General features: G+C 62.5%; 14 protein-coding genes. 9 read left to right on the top strand and 5 right to left on the bottom strand.

Going from position 1 to position 14,034, the window contains the following annotated elements:
• The first annotated feature begins 16 nt into the window (after positions 1–16).
• From V1290_RS09340 to V1290_RS09300, 9 genes are all read left to right on the top strand, one after another.
• The gene (locus V1290_RS09340; protein WP_334364132.1) at positions 17–739 is read left to right on the top strand and encodes a nitroreductase; all 723 of its coding nucleotides are present in this window, start codon (positions 17–19) and stop codon (positions 737–739) included.
• Positions 740–1,003: 264 nt separating this feature from the next.
• Positions 1,004–2,200 (top strand): ABC transporter substrate-binding protein, encoded by a 1,197-nt coding sequence (locus tag V1290_RS09335; protein ID WP_334364131.1) that lies wholly within the window; start codon positions 1,004–1,006, stop codon positions 2,198–2,200.
• Positions 2,201–2,277: 77 nt separating this feature from the next.
• Positions 2,278–3,171 carry a branched-chain amino acid ABC transporter permease gene (locus V1290_RS09330; protein WP_334364130.1) on the top strand — a complete coding sequence of 298 codons (894 nt, stop codon included), beginning with the start codon at positions 2,278–2,280 and terminating at the stop codon, positions 3,169–3,171.
• A gap of 12 nt (positions 3,172–3,183) precedes the next feature.
• On the top strand, positions 3,184–4,095 hold the full coding sequence (locus V1290_RS09325) for a branched-chain amino acid ABC transporter permease (protein ID WP_334364129.1): 912 nt from the start codon (positions 3,184–3,186) through the stop codon (positions 4,093–4,095).
• A complete protein-coding gene (locus V1290_RS09320; protein WP_334364128.1) occupies positions 4,088–4,828 on the top strand; it encodes an ABC transporter ATP-binding protein in 741 nt (246 codons plus the stop codon). Before V1290_RS09325 ends, V1290_RS09320 begins: the two co-directional genes overlap by 8 nt.
• A gap of 9 nt (positions 4,829–4,837) precedes the next feature.
• Positions 4,838–5,557 carry an ABC transporter ATP-binding protein gene (locus tag V1290_RS09315; RefSeq protein WP_334364127.1) on the top strand — a complete coding sequence of 240 codons (720 nt, stop codon included), beginning with the start codon at positions 4,838–4,840 and terminating at the stop codon, positions 5,555–5,557.
• Between the two features lie 19 nt (positions 5,558–5,576).
• Entirely contained in the window at positions 5,577–6,467 is an 891-nt protein-coding gene (locus tag V1290_RS09310; RefSeq protein ID WP_334364126.1) for a branched-chain amino acid ABC transporter permease, read from the top strand.
• A 3-nt stretch (positions 6,468–6,470) separates the two neighbouring features.
• Positions 6,471–7,400 carry a branched-chain amino acid ABC transporter permease gene (locus V1290_RS09305; RefSeq protein ID WP_334364125.1) on the top strand — a complete coding sequence of 310 codons (930 nt, stop codon included), beginning with the start codon at positions 6,471–6,473 and terminating at the stop codon, positions 7,398–7,400.
• On the top strand, positions 7,397–7,822 hold the full coding sequence (locus tag V1290_RS09300; protein ID WP_334364124.1) for a FixH family protein: 426 nt from the start codon (positions 7,397–7,399) through the stop codon (positions 7,820–7,822). The genes V1290_RS09305 and V1290_RS09300 overlap by 4 nt, the downstream gene beginning before the upstream one ends.
• Positions 7,823–7,997: 175 nt before the next feature.
• Here V1290_RS09300 and V1290_RS09295 read toward each other — a convergent pair whose 3' ends face one another.
• The 5 genes from V1290_RS09295 to V1290_RS09275 all read right to left on the bottom strand — a co-directional run bounded on the left by V1290_RS09295 (position 7,998) and on the right by V1290_RS09275 (position 13,775).
• Complete coding sequence (locus V1290_RS09295) at positions 7,998–8,900, bottom strand: ABC transporter permease (protein ID WP_334364123.1); 903 nt, start codon at positions 8,898–8,900, stop codon at positions 7,998–8,000.
• A 22-nt stretch (positions 8,901–8,922) separates the two neighbouring features.
• Positions 8,923–9,894 (bottom strand): ABC transporter permease, encoded by a 972-nt coding sequence (locus V1290_RS09290; RefSeq protein ID WP_334364122.1) that lies wholly within the window; start codon positions 9,892–9,894, stop codon positions 8,923–8,925.
• An 83-nt stretch (positions 9,895–9,977) separates the two neighbouring features.
• Positions 9,978–11,591: an ABC transporter substrate-binding protein gene (locus tag V1290_RS09285; protein ID WP_334364121.1), complete on the bottom strand. Its 1,614-nt coding sequence runs from the start codon at positions 11,589–11,591 to the stop codon at positions 9,978–9,980.
• An 88-nt stretch (positions 11,592–11,679) separates the two neighbouring features.
• On the bottom strand, positions 11,680–12,621 hold the full coding sequence (locus V1290_RS09280; RefSeq protein WP_442895052.1) for an ABC transporter ATP-binding protein: 942 nt from the start codon (positions 12,619–12,621) through the stop codon (positions 11,680–11,682).
• A 152-nt stretch (positions 12,622–12,773) separates the two neighbouring features.
• On the bottom strand, positions 12,774–13,775 hold the full coding sequence (locus tag V1290_RS09275) for an ABC transporter ATP-binding protein (protein WP_334364120.1): 1,002 nt from the start codon (positions 13,773–13,775) through the stop codon (positions 12,774–12,776).
• Positions 13,776–14,034 lie beyond the last annotated feature (259 nt).

Raw genomic sequence — 14,034 nt, 5'->3', positions numbered from 1 at the left:
AGTAATGAAGAACGCCATGCACCTGAACACCGAGAGTATCAGTGCGATGCGGGATGCGGGTCAACGTCGACAGTTGACGGTGAGAGAAGCTGTCGCCGGACGTCGGTCTGTGCGCAGCTTTCTCCCGACGCCAGTGCCCTTGGAGACTGTACGAACGATCCTGGCTGATGCGGCGCGCTCACCGTCCGGTACCAACATCCAGCCCTGGAAAGTCTACGTTGTTATGGGGGCCGCTCGCGATCGGCTTTCTCGGGCCGTTCTCGCAGCAGCAAATGTTGGTGCTCGTTCCGACGAATATGCCTATCTGCCGTCGCCGCTAAAGGAGCCCTATCTATCCCGCCGGCGGCGCATCGGGTTTGATCTCTACAGGCTGCATGGCTTGACGCGGGATGACCGGGAGGGCCGCAAACGGGTGATGCTGAGGAACTTCGAATTCTTCGGCGCCCCCGTCGGATTGTTCTTTGCCATGGACCGCTTTCTTCTCCTCGGCTCCTGGCTCGATTGTGGAATGTTCATGCAGAACGTCATGATCCTCGCGAGGGCGCACGGCCTCGAAACCTGTCCGCAGCAGTCGTGGTGCGAATACGGTTCGATCGTGCATGACGAACTTTCGATTCCGGGCGATCAGGTCATTCTCTCGGGCATGGCGCTTGGATTTGCCGATCCGCAAGCTCCGGAAAATTCGCTTGTAAGCGAACGTGCGGCACCGGACGAGTTCGCCACATTCCATTTCAGATGATGCGACAGCAATCTGTAATCTCGCGACACCGAACAGGCCGGCCCGTCGTGTTGGATGGCCGCCGGCTCGCCTGCCATTCGATTGCTGCGGCACGACATAAGCCTGGGCTGGAAGACAAGGGACTTGCAAACGGGCGTGACATTCCTCAGGCTCACCAGTGTCCGCGGACGGTCAAGCACAGGGGGTGCGGCGCGGGACCGACTTTGCAATTTCTCAACCACAACGAGGCGGAAAACCGCCCGCTTTTCAGCAGGAGGAGGCACCATGAGAATTGTCAATGTTGCGGCGGCCGCGCTGCTTGCCGGCCTGATGACCAGTGTTTCGGGCGGCGCTTTAGCGCAGGAGCGTACAGTCAAGATCACCGGCTTCGGCGCCAAATCCGGCGTCGTCCGCGTGTTCGGCGTCAACAGCGAGGCGGCCATGAAGGCGGCCGCCGAGGAGATCAACAAGGCGGGCGGCGTCACCCTGGGCGACGGCGCGAAAGCGAAGCTTTCGGTCGAATTCCTCGATGATCGCTGCAATGCCGAAGAGGGGATCTCCGTCATCCGCCGCATCGCTTCGTCGGATGCCTTTGTGGCAGTCGGACCGACCTGCTCGAACGTTGCCGAGTCGCTTTTCGGCATTCTGCAGAAGAAGGTGGGCGATACCTCCGACAGCGGGCTGCAATTTCCCGTGTTCGCCGACGTCGCTGCCAAGGGCGGCCTCGCTGCGATTTCCGAGTGGGCGTTTCGCAACGTCCCGAGCGAGCTCGAAATGTACAAATCGCTGTTCGCATGGCTGAAGCGGGAGCACCCCAATCTGAAGACGATCTATGGCGGCGTCGAAAAGGACTTTGCGCATTCGAATGCCACCTACGGCGTCATGAAGAAGCAGGCCGAGGAGAACGGCTTCCAGCTGCTCGGGACCGGCGAATGGCTGCTGAATGACACGAACTTCTCGACGCAGGTACGCGAAATGCGCCGTACCAATCCGGAGATCGTCGCTATTTCCGCCCACCCGTTCACGACCTGCGGGGTGCTGCGCGAGATGGACCGCCAGGGCGTGAAGCCGAAACTCCTGATCGGCCTGACCAGTTCCTCCAGTATCGAGACGCTGCAGGGTTGCGCCAAGCAGGCGGAGGGCATCATCATTCCGACCAGTTTTGCGCCCGTCACCGCGGAGGCGAAAGCCGCGGCCGAGAACGTCTCCAAGCAGGGCGGCAGCATGGATCTGCACAGCGCGGCGGCCTACGAGATCATGTTCATCCTAAAGGACGTGATCGAAAGCCAGAAGATCATGGCGAAGCCCGATACCGTGCAGGCCGACCGTACCAAGATGCGTCAGGGGCTGGCCGCGTTGAAGGAAACAAAAGGGTTGCTCGGCAGCGTCGGACGCACCAACGACCGCGAAGCGATCAAGCCATATCTCTACGTGCATGCGAAGGACGGGAGCTGGCAAGTCCTCCACAAGCCTTCGTCGTGATCGCTGTCAATGAGGCGGCGGGCCGACCGGCCCGCCGCCTCCTGTCAACCTTGACCCTGTAGTGTGGGGGCGCCTCAGTGGACCTGCTTGATCTGATCGATGCCGTGCAGTCCGTCGCCGACGGGTTGCTGTTCGGCTCCACCTACGCGCTGCTTGGAATTGGTTTCACGCTCATCTTCGGTGTGATGCACAAGATCAACCTTTCCTATGCCGCAGCGTCGATCGGCGCTGCCTACGGAAGCCTGTTGCTTCTCGGCGGCTTCACCGCCGCGCCGGCCATCATCGTCTTCATGGCCGCGGCGCTGTGCGGCGGGGTGATCGGCGCGCTCGTCTATTTCATCGGCTTCAAGTTCATCCCCGTCGCCAATCCGCTGGCCACCTTGATGTCGACTGTCGGCCTGTTGTTGCTGATTGACGAGATTATCGTGCACACGACCCAAGGCGTGCCGCTGGCCTATCCGGCGCTGTACTCGGACGTGGTCGTGCGGCTCGGCCCGTTCATGCTGCGCGGCGACCTGATGTTCGTCTTCGTGCTTGGTTGCGCCTGCATGGTGCTGTTCCTGCTGCTGCTCTATCGGACCAGGCTGGGCATCGCCACGCGCGCCGTCTCGCAGCAGCCGATCGCCTCGCAACTCTGCGGCATCAGCATCCTGCAGGTGAACGTCCTGACCTTCGTGGTCACCGGCATGCTGGGCGGCATTGCCGGCGCCATGAGCGGCGCGGCGATCGGCATGCTGTCGCCGCTGTTGGCTCAGCCGCTCACGGTCAAGGGCCTGATTGTCACCGTGATCGGCGGCCTCGGCAGCATATCTGGGGCGATCATCGCCGGTCTGATCGTGGGCGGGCTGGAGAGCCTGTTCCAGTTCCTGCGCGGTGTGACCGAACGGGACCTCTACATTATGATGCTCCTGTTCGCCTTCCTCGTGTTCCGGCCGGGAGGCATTTTCGCCAGGGCGCCCGGGCGCGACTGAGAGGGGGCGGGCATGGATTTCTATCTCGGTCTTGCGCAGGTCATCGGCGTCCATACGCTGCTGGGGCTCTCGGCCTATTGCGTCCTGCTCACCGGCCAGGTGAGCCTGGCACAGGCGGCCTTCTTCGCCGTCGGCGCCTATGTCGCGGCGATCCTCACCGTCATCTTCAAGTGGCATCTGTTTGCCGCGCTCGGCGTTTCCGCCGTTGTCTCCGGCCTGACCGCCTGCGCCGTCGGCTTCCCGGCGCTGCGCGTGAAAGGATTGATGCTGGTGGTCGCCACGCTCGCCTTCGGCGAGGCCGTGCGTCTGTTCTTCTTTAATTTCACCTACCAGATCCAGGCGGGCGAGCTGAAGATCGGTCCGCACGGCGCCGAAGGTTTTCGCCAGATCCGCTACTTCCCGGAGCATGGCTGGTCCACCTTCGACGTCCTCATGTTTATCTGGCTGATGGTAGCGATCTTGATGGCATGCCTATGGTGGCTCGATCAATCGCGCGCCGGCGCCGTGATGCGCGCGGTCGGCGAAGACGAGGTAGCGGCGCACAGCTCCGGCATCAACGTCACGGCGGTGAAGGTATTAGCCATGACCATCGGCGGCGTCATCGCCGGAATCGGCGGCGGCATCTTCGCGCACTATACGACGCATATCGAGCATGTGCAGTTCGGCGTTATTCTCGCGACATTCGCCATCGCCTATCCGATCCTCGGCGGGCTTTCGAACGTGTTCGGCACGCTGCTTGCCGTCATCTTCATCCAGGGCTTCCTGATCGAGGGCCTGCGCTTTCTCGGCGATTGGCGCAATCTGCTGTTCGGCGCGCTGATCGTGCTGGCAATGAACCTGCGGCCGCGCGGCTTTCTCGACGCAGGCGGCGTCGCCTCCCTGAAACGGATGCTGTTCGCAGGGAAGGAGGGCTCCGGTGCTTGACCTTCAGGGCATCGCCAAATACTTCGGCGGCGTCCACGCGGTGGACGGAATCGATCTGACCGTGAAGCGCGGTGAGATCCTGGGCCTGATCGGACCGAACGGCTCCGGCAAGAGCACGATCGTCAACCTGGTCTCCGGCCTGCTTCCATTGACCTCGGGCCGGATTCTCTTCAACGGCGACGATATCTCGGACCTGCCGTCCCATGCGCGGGTGAGCCTTGGCATTGCACGAACCTTTCAGAATATCCGGCTATTCGGGCAACTGTCGGTCTGGCAGAACCTCTGGGTCGCGCAGAATTCCCGCCTGCAGCGCCAGGAAATGTTCTTCAAGCGCTGGTTCGGCGGCTCCGCAGGCGTGCAGGCGGAAATCGAGCGAACGCTCGAATTCTTCGACCTTGCGCACAAGCGCCACGAACTCGCCGCCAATCTTTCCTTTGGCGAGCAGCGGCGGCTGGAATTTGCCCGCGCCATTTCCGCCAGGCCCAGCCTGCTGCTGCTCGACGAGCCGGCGGCGGGCATGAATGCCGAGGAGGTGGATCAGCTCGATGCTCGCATCCGCAAGATGCGCGATGACGGGTTCACGGTCCTGTTGATCGAGCATCACGTCGAGCTGGTCATGTCGGTCGCCGACCGGATCGCCGTTCTGAACTTCGGCCGCAAGATCGCCGAGGGGACGCCGGCTGCCGTGCAAGACGATGCGGCCGTGCGCGAAGCCTATCTCGGCACGCGGTGAGGTGAAATCATGCTGAACGTGTCGGACCTGGTCACGACTTACGGTAAGATCGAAGCGCTCAGGGGCGTGTCGCTGCAGGCCGAGGGCGGGAAGATCACCTGCCTGCTCGGACCGAACGGCGCCGGCAAGACGACCTTGATGATGACCATCGCCGGAATTCTCAGGCCCCGCCGCGGCTCGATCAAGCTCGAAGGCACCGAACTGGTCGGTCTGTCGCCCGCGAAAATTGTCTCGCGCGGTGTCGCGCTGGTGCCGGAGAACCGGCTGGTCTTCCCGGAGATGTCGGTGCGCGAGAACCTGCTGGCGGGGGCATACCAGCGCAGGGACAAGAGCGAGATCGCCGCCGATATCGAACGCATGTACGTACGCTTTCCGAGACTGGAGGAGCGGAGGGAACAGGCAGCTGGCACGCTGTCCGGCGGCGAACAGCAGATGCTGGCGGTTGCTCGCGCATTGATGTCGCGCCCGCGTGTGCTGTTGATGGACGAGCCGTCGCTCGGCCTCGCGCCCCTTATCGTGGCGGAGATCTTCGACATTGTCGCCTCGCTCAATCGCGATGGCACCACCATTCTTCTGGTGGAGCAGAATGCGCACATGGCCCTGAAGGTGGCGCACCAGTTTTTCCTGATGGAGCAGGGCCGAGTCACCTTCCGGGGCACGCCCGGTCAGCTGGCGGAGGACGAGGTGATCCAGCGGGCTTATCTCGGTACCCGCCGCGCCGCCGGATGAGCCGGCAGGTCAGGAGCCGATGATCGATTTCATCCAGAATACGATCGACGGCGTGATGATCGGCTCGTCATACGGGCTGCTCGCGCTCGGCTTCACCGTTATCTTCGGCGTCATGCGGCGTCTCAACCTGTCCTACGGGCCCACCGTCATGATCGGCGCCTATTTCGGCACCGTGCTCTATCTGGACTTTGGCGCCGGGCTGCTCGTGGTCGCCGCCGGCGTTGTCGCCGGAGCGGTGATCTCCGGCATCTACGTGGAGCGGCTCTGCTTCGCACCGATGAAGGCCGGTGCCGGGATCGCCTCGATGGTGTCGAGTTTTGCGATCTGGATGCAACTGGAGCAGGCGGCGGTTCTGGTCCTGCCGCGTCACACCTACCCGTTTCCGCCGCTTGCGACCGGTCTCGCGCTCGAGATCGGTCCATTGCTCGTTCGCCCCGACCACCTGATCATGCTGGCGGGCGCGCTTCTGCTCGCCGCTGTCGTGCAGCTCGCGCTCTATCGCACGCGCTTCGGCCTTGGCCTGCGCGCGGTGATCGCCAACCCGATTGCGGCGAACCTTGTCGGCGTCGACGTCAAGCGCTCGGTCATGCTGGCGTTCGCCGCGGCATCAGCCATCGGCGGCGTGGCCGGCTTTCTGGTGCTGGCGGTGGATCAGCAGGTGACGCCGATGTTCGGCATGTGGGCAACTCTCAAGGGCCTGATCGCGATGATGATCGGCGGCCTCGGATCGATACCCGGCGCGCTGCTCGGCGGACTGCTGCTCGGCGTCGTCGAGGTGCACAGCCACTGGCTGTTCGGGCCGCAGGTGCGCGATTTGTTTGCCTATTTCGTGCTGTTCGCTTTCCTTGTGGCGCGTCCGGGCGGCCTGCTCGGCCGCACGGCCGACGTCGAGTTGTCGCACAGGGTGTGACCGATGGACGATTATCTGGTCAGCGTATTGTCCAACATCGGCGTCATCTCGTTCGTCGCGCTGTCGGCCTATCTGCTGCTGCTCACCGGCGAAATCTCCTTCGGCCAGCAGGCGTTCTTTGCGATCGGCGCGTATTCGGCCGGCGTGGCTACCGCGATGTGGGGATGGCCGCTTCCGCTGGGCATTGCCTGGGGCGCAGCGGCGGGCGCAGCTTGCGCCGTGTCGCTCGGGGTCCCGACGTTGCGGCTTCGTGGACTTCAGTTCTCGATCGCGACGCTTGCGTTCGCCGAGATGGTGCGAATCCTGTTCGAGCTGGTGCGTTATCAGATTGAGATCGACGGCGAACCGGTCGGGCCCAATGGCACCGAGGGCTTTCGCAATATCCGCTATATCTTCGATCACAACATCGAACCCTTCGATTTCATGATGCTGATCTATGCGGTGCTGGCGATCACGCTCGGAGGCTTCATGCTGCTCGAACGCTCGCGGCTTGGTGTCATCTTCCGCATGATCGGTGAGGATGCGACGCTTGCCTCGCTGCAGGGGATTGCGGTCGCCCGCTACAAGGTACTCGCAGCTGGCATGGCCGGCGCGCTCGCCGCGATCGGCGGCGGCCTCTATGCCCATCTGACCACCTATGTGGAGCCGCGAACCTTCGATGTCATGCTCGGGGTGCATTCCCTTGCCTATGGTCTGATCGGCGGGCTCGGCACTGCGCTCGGGCCGTTGCTCGGGGTCTTCATCGACGTCGGTCTCCTCGAATCGGTGCGACTGTTTGCGGGATACCGCATGATCATTTTCGGCGGTCTGGTTGCGTTGCTGCTGATCGTTCGTCCACGCGGCCTGCTTGATGAGCGACTGGTGCACGGAGTTGGCCGATTGTTCCGGAACACGTTATCCGGATCGACCCGAACCAGACGAGGACCGCGATGAGAACGATCGTTTGCATGCTTGCTGCCGTGGCGGCCCTGATGGCCGGTTATCCGCAAGCCGCGCACGGCCAGGTGCGCGCCAAGGCCGTCGTGACCTGCGTCTCGGCCGGGCAGGTGCTGGAGTACGACTGCACCATCAAGCTTGCGAACGCGCGCTCCGGCGAACCGCTCTCGGGGCTGACCGTATCCGTTGGAGCGGACATGCCCTCGATGCCCGGCATGCACAACGTGCGCCCCGTGAAAGCGACCGAGCAGGCGGAGAAGGGCGCTTATCAGGCCCGCCTCAAGCTCGAGATGCACGGCGACTGGGCAGTGCAGATCGATCTGCGCGGCGCCGTGCGCGACCGCGTGATCGCGATGTTGCGCTTCGAAGAGGCAGAAGTCACTGACGTCAAACCGTCCCCGGGCCGCCACAGGCATTGAGGGCGCTCTCGGCTGACGGCTTTTGAGCTGATTTCAGTCCACTAGACTAGCAAGTTAGGATCGACAGTCTGGCCCGCCGATGATTAAGCTGCATGGCGAAAGCAAAACAGCGCTCCCCGGTAGTGGGTTGGGCGCGTCGCCGCGCACTGCGCGGCTCAGAGACGTAACCCCTATTTTACTGCGATCGCAGCCTGGGATCGAGCTCGTCGCGCAGCGCATCACCGAAGAGGCTGAAGCCGAACACCGCAAGACTGATGGCGATGCCCGGGAAGATGGCTATCCAGGGGGCGCTCTCAGCGTATTCCTCGGCGCCGCCCTGAAGCATCAGGCCCCAGGCCGGCGTCGGCTCCTGCACGCCGAGACCGAGATAGGAAAGCGATGCTTCAAGCAGGATTGCCTGCCCCACGAAGGCGGTGATCATGATAAGAAACGGCGCCATGACATTCGGAACCATGTGCCGCAGAATGATGCGGCTGTGGCTAAATCCGTTGGCGCGAGCAGCGTCGATGTACGGGAGCTCGCGGATCGCCAGCGCACTCGAACGCACGACGCGGGCGCAGCGCGGAATGAACGGTATGGTGATCGCGATGATCACGTTCTGTGCACCCGTCCCGAAGATTGCGATCACGGCGAGCGCCATGATGATCAGCGGGAACGCCATGAAGATGTCGATGATGCGCTGCAAGATCAGATCGATCTTGCCGCCGAAATAGGCGCTCGCGACGCCGAGCACCAGGCCGAAGGTGGCGCCGACGAACGACGACGCAAATCCGACCAGCAGGGCCGTGCGCGCGCCGTAGACGATGCGCGAGAACACGTCGCGTCCGAACTGGTCCGTGCCGAGCCAGTTCTCGAGACTCGGCGGCTCATGCATGCGGTCGAAAGCGTTGGCGACCGGGTTGTAAGGGGCGATCAAGTCGGCAAGCGCCGCAACTACCACCATGACGACGATCACTGCGGCGCCGGCGGCACCGAGCGGATTGCGGCGTGCGAACCGGGCAATGGCCGCAAGCCTGCTCTGTGGCTTGAGCTCTTCCGTCAGCTCGATTCTTGTTCCGAGGTCGGTCGCGACAGTCATGCAAGATCTCTGGTTCCTGCCATCATTTGTACCGGATCCGCGGGTCGAGCCACGCGTAGATGATATCCACCACGAAGTTGGTGACGACGAAGATCGTCGCCACCAGCATGACCAGCGCCTGGGTCATGGCGTAATCTTGATTGGTCACGGAAGCGACGAATAGCTTGCCGAGACCGTTGAGGTTGAACACCTGCTCGGTGACCACCAGTCCGCCCATCAGGAACGCGAATTCAATGCCGATGATCGTGACCACCGGCAAAAGCGCGTTTCCAAGCGCATGCCGGCGGATGATGAGCTGATGCACGAGTCCCTTGGCGCGGGCCGTGCGGACGTAGTCCTCGCGCAGCACTTCGAGCAGCGCCGAGCGCGTCATGCGTGTCGCAACGGCGGAGTAGCGGTAGCCGGTGGCGAGCGCCGGGAAGATGGTCATGCTCAGGTTGTACAAGGGGTCGACCCAGATCGGCACATATTTGATCGGTGGCATCCAGGGAGCTCCGAACACCGACTTTGTGGTGATCAGCAAGCCGAGGATGATCAGGACGCCAAGCCAGAAGGAAGGCATCGCGATCCCGGCGATACTGAAGGCCCGAACCACGTAGTCGATCCAGGTGTTCTGCTTGACCGCGGAGATCGTGCCGAGCGGGATCGCGAGCAGGATGGCGGTGAGCGTGGCCATGATCGCGATCTGCAGCGAGAGCTCGAAGCGGAGTCGGACCTCCTCCACAATCGGGCGTCCGGTCCACATCGACTTGCCGAAGTCGAACCGGACGAAGTCCCAGATGAAGGTCAGGAACTGCACGGCATAGGAGCGATCAAGGCCGAGCTCGCTGCGGCAGAGATCGATCGCCTTGGGATCGACGTACCCGGCCCCACCTGTCATGCGCAGCATACAGACGTCGCCCGGTACCAGCCGTAGCAGGATGAACACGAGCAGCGCCGCGCCGAGCAGCGTCGGAATCATCAACAGGAGCCGCTTCAGGATGTACTGGTACATGATCCCTGTTGCACTCGTTTGCGGACTTCTCGATCACTGCCTGGGCAAGGCAGAAGACTGGGAAACCGCCGCCTACCGGACGGCTACTTGTCGAGCCATACGTTCGCGAGATCCTGATTGAGGTAGTGGCTCGGACTGACCTTCCAGCCCTTCACATAGGACCGGTGAGGGATGATCCGGTTCCACCAGAGCGTGACGAACGAGTGTGCCTGCTCATCGAGCACACGCTTCTCGAACTGCCGCATCAGCTTGCGCTGCTCGGTCTCGTCGGAGGTGCGGTTCATCGCCTCGAAGATCTTGTCGAGGTCGCGATCGATGTATGCGCCGTAGCTTTCGTTGCCGATGTCCTCCGACAGGAACTTGCCGACGTCGAGCAGCGGATTGATGACCGACTGGCAGTTGAAGTCGACCGTCACGTCGAACTCAGCCGACCTGAGGCGCGCGTAGAATGGGCCCGTCGGCTCCATCTTCTGCTCGACCGTCACGCCGATCTGCCGCCACTGGTCGATGAGCCAGGTGCCCACGATCGTGTAGGGCTGATCGACGGCGCGATTCCACAGCACGAACTTCAGGTCCGGGACACCGGCCTCCTGCAGCAGCCGCTTGGCCTCGGCACGCGACTTGTTGATGTCCCGCCAAAAGCCCGGGATCTGTTCGAGCTCCGCCTTCGTTGCCGCCAGCGGGTGACCGGGGAACACGACACCACCGACAGCCTTGACGATCGCGATGCGTGAAAGGCTCTGGGATCCGCCCCAGCGGTCGACCGCCAGCGTCAGCGCGCGGCGAACGCGGGCATCATCGAATGGCTTTTTCTTGTGATTGGGGGTGAACAGGAGCACGCAGTTCCAGTCACTCTCCTGCACCGTGATCTCGTTGCCGAGCGCCGCGACGAGGTCGTCACGGCTTTTCGGCGGGAAGCCGCGGAACTGGATTGCGGCCCGGTCGCCGCGGACCGCTTGCACCTGCACCGCCTGCTTGTTGGAGAAGATCGCCTCGAAGCCGTCGAGATAAGGCTGCCCGGGAACGTGGTAGCCCTTGTTGCGCTCGCCGCGCACGTAGGCGCCTGCCTCTCTTGCCACGAACTTGAATGGCCCCGATCCCATGACGTTGGTCTCGTACCAGCGAAGGTCCTTTTCGAGCTTTGCCTTCGAGTAGATGAAGTTATACGGCGTTGCGAGCGCCGGGATGAAGGCGCCCGATGGATACTTGAGCTTGAACACGACGGTGTGGTCGTCCGCCGCGCTGACGCTCTCGACCATGACGAAATAGGCGACGCGCGCGCTGGTCGTGCCCTCCGGCGGGAAGATGATCTTTCTGAACGACGCGACGATGTCGTGCGCCGTCAATAGCGTTCCATCGTGGAATTTCACGCCCTGCTTGATCTTGAACGTGTAGGTCTTGCCCTCGTCGGTCGGGGTCGGCATTTCCGTGCATAGGTCGCAGACGAAGTCCGTCGATGAGGACGGATTATCCGGGTTGACCTTGATGAGCAGACTGTAGAACGGCGCAAAGGGATGGATCAGCGCGAACGTCGTCTCGCGGTGGCCGTCCCAGCTCGGCGGCTCGTCCGGCACGACAAAGTTCAGAATCCCGCCCTGCTTCGGTGCAGCCTGGGCTGGAACCCCGGAGAAGCCGAGGGCAACTGCCGCGCCGACACCCACGATTGACACGGCTTTGAGATATTTTAAAGGGTTCATAGTCTTTCCTCCCTCTGGAACACATTCCTCCTGTTCTTCAAGGGCCGGGTCTTCTGCCCAGGCCGATCGCCCCTTCTTGCGAGGGCTTTCAGATCACGGAACAAGCTACCCAGTGGCCGGGCCGCAGTTCTCTGAACTCCGGGACGTTCTTCGCACAGCTATCGATAGCAAGCGGGCAGCGCGGATGAAACACGCATCCCTTCGGCGGATTCATCGAGCTCGGCACTTCGCCCTTTACGATTCGGCGGGCGCGCATCCGCTCCAGGTCAGGATCCGGCACCGGCACGGCCGCGAGAAGCGCCTGAGTATAGGGATGCAGAGGATTGCCGTACAACTCGTCGCAATCCGCCAGTTCGACGATCTTGCCGAGATACATGACGGCGATGCGATGACAGAGGTGGCGAACGATGCTGAGATCGTGCGCGATGAACAGATAGGTCAGTCCGAACTGGTCCCGCAGATCCTCCAGCAGATTGACGATCTGCGCCTGAATCGACACGTCCAAAGCCGAGATCGCCTCGTCGCAGACGATGAATTCCGGGCGAACCGAAAGGGCGCGTGCGATGCCGACGCGCTGGCGCTGGCCGCCGCTCATCTCGTGGGGGTAGCGGTCGGCAAACCTGGGATCCAGGCCGCACAGGCGGAGCAATTCCGTGACGCGCGCATCACGCGCTGCCTTGGTCGGTTCGGTCCGGTGCACCTTCATCGGCTCGGAAATGATCTCCCCGATCTTCATGCGCGGATTGAGGGAGCTGTAAGGATCCTGAAAGATGACCTGGATCTTCTGCCGCAAGGCCCGCATCGATCTCTGATCGAGGTCGACTAGATTCTTGCCGTCGAACAGGATCTCGCCTCCGGTCGGATGCTCGAGCCGCAGGATGCACCGGCCCGTGGTGGTCTTGCCGCAACCCGACTCGCCGACCAATCCGAGCGTCTCACCTTTGCGGATGGTGAAGCTGATGCCATCGACAGCCTTCACGTGCGCGATCTCTCTGGAGAAGAGAGCGCCCTCGGTCACCGAAAAGTGCATCTTCAGGTTGCGGATCGTGACCAGTTCCGGCGCCAGGTCGATGCGCCATTTGGATTGCCGCCCATGCTCGAGCGCAACGTCTTCCACGACGGTCGATACCTGTACCGCCGCCTGGACGCTCTGCCATACCGCGCCGGTTGACTCCATGGGGGTCATGACGGCCTCGTCAGCGATCCGGCTACTTTGGCTGCCTCCCAACATGCTGCGAGATGATCGCCGCCGTCGATCCGCTCGAACGGAGGCGACTCGCTTGGGCAGCGCGCCACGGCAAAGCTGCAGCGCGGGTGGAACGAGCAGCCGGCGCCGAGGCGCGAAAGGTCGGGCGGCTGTCCTTCCACCGGATCAAGCCGGGCCTGGCGCGGCCGATCCATGCGCGGCACCGAACGCAGCAGCGCCAGCGTGTAGGGATGATGGGGATGATGAAAGATGTCGTGTGCAGTCCCGCTCTCGATGATCCTGCCCGCGTACATGACATTGACCCTGTCAGCGTAGCGCGCGACGATACCGAGATTATGGGTGATGATGATCAGCGCCACGCCCAGACGCTGGGTCAGATCCTTCATCAGCTCGAGAATCTGTGCCTGAACCGTCACGTCGAGCGCAGTTGTCGGTTCGTCGGCGATGATGAGCTTGGGCTCGCAGCACAACGCCATGGCGATCATCACGCGTTGGCGCATACCGCCGCTGAAGTGGTGCGGGTACTGCCTCAGGCGACGCTCCGGATCCGATATCCCCACCATGCCCAACAACTCGATCGCGCGCGTGATCGCCTGATCGTGGGTCATGTTGAGGTGCTGCTCCATGGTCTCGGTGAGCTGCCGGCCGATCGTCAGGACCGGATTGAGTGAGGTCATCGGCTCCTGAAACACCATGGCAATTTCCTTGCCTCGGACCTCGCGGATTTCCTCGTCGCTCAGCTTGAGAAGGTCCCTGTTCTGGAAGCGAATACTGCCACCGATGATTCTGCCGGGAGGATCGGCGACAAGCCGCAGGATCGAGAGCGCGCTGACGGACTTGCCGCATCCGGATTCGCCCACGACGGCGATCGTCTCGCCCTGATCGACGTGGACGCTGATACCGTCGACGGCCTTGACCACACCTGCCGCCGAGAAGAAGTAGGTTTGCAAATTGTCTATCTCGAGAAGCCTGGACACCTCGCTCCTCTCGTCATCCGTCGATGCACAGATGGCCTTTCGGCCGTTTGACCTGACCGCTTTGAATTTGCGGCTTGATTCTTCGAATCTCTCGGCCGCAAGTCAAATCTAATCGTATGGTCCCACGACAATTTAGACTAAGGTCTTGGCTGCATTAGCGCGGCTGGTGGAGCACTGGTGCCGCGAGTTCGCGACCGGGCACTGTTTGCCTTGCGAACGATAGGCCCAATCGGGAGCACGTTCGCGACGGTACGGCGCA

This window comes from Bradyrhizobium sp. AZCC 1578 (assembly GCF_036924675.1).
Lineage (GTDB): Bacteria > Pseudomonadota > Alphaproteobacteria > Rhizobiales > Xanthobacteraceae > Bradyrhizobium.
Note: the sequence above shows the minus strand (reverse complement) of the source record. Positions and strands in the feature narration are given on the sequence as shown.

Bases quoted from the DNA above. Each gene is read 5' to 3' on its own strand.
- V1290_RS09340 (WP_334364132.1), top strand. From the start codon at position 17: ATGCACCTGAACACCGAGAGTATCAGTGCGATGCGGGATGCGGGTCAA.
- V1290_RS09335 (WP_334364131.1), top strand. From the start codon at position 1,004: ATGAGAATTGTCAATGTTGCGGCGGCCGCGCTGCTTGCCGGCCTGATG.
- V1290_RS09325 (WP_334364129.1), top strand. From the start codon at position 3,184: ATGGATTTCTATCTCGGTCTTGCGCAGGTCATCGGCGTCCATACGCTG.
- V1290_RS09315 (WP_334364127.1), top strand. From the start codon at position 4,838: ATGCTGAACGTGTCGGACCTGGTCACGACTTACGGTAAGATCGAAGCG.
- V1290_RS09310 (WP_334364126.1), top strand. From the start codon at position 5,577: ATGATCGATTTCATCCAGAATACGATCGACGGCGTGATGATCGGCTCG.
- V1290_RS09305 (WP_334364125.1), top strand. From the start codon at position 6,471: ATGGACGATTATCTGGTCAGCGTATTGTCCAACATCGGCGTCATCTCG.
- V1290_RS09300 (WP_334364124.1), top strand. From the start codon at position 7,397: ATGAGAACGATCGTTTGCATGCTTGCTGCCGTGGCGGCCCTGATGGCC.
- V1290_RS09295 (WP_334364123.1), bottom strand. From the start codon at position 8,900: ATGACTGTCGCGACCGACCTCGGAACAAGAATCGAGCTGACGGAAGAG.
- V1290_RS09290 (WP_334364122.1), bottom strand. From the start codon at position 9,894: ATGTACCAGTACATCCTGAAGCGGCTCCTGTTGATGATTCCGACGCTG.
- V1290_RS09285 (WP_334364121.1), bottom strand. From the start codon at position 11,591: ATGAACCCTTTAAAATATCTCAAAGCCGTGTCAATCGTGGGTGTCGGC.
- V1290_RS09280 (WP_442895052.1), bottom strand. From the start codon at position 12,621: ATGCACTTTTCGGTGACCGAGGGCGCTCTCTTCTCCAGAGAGATCGCG.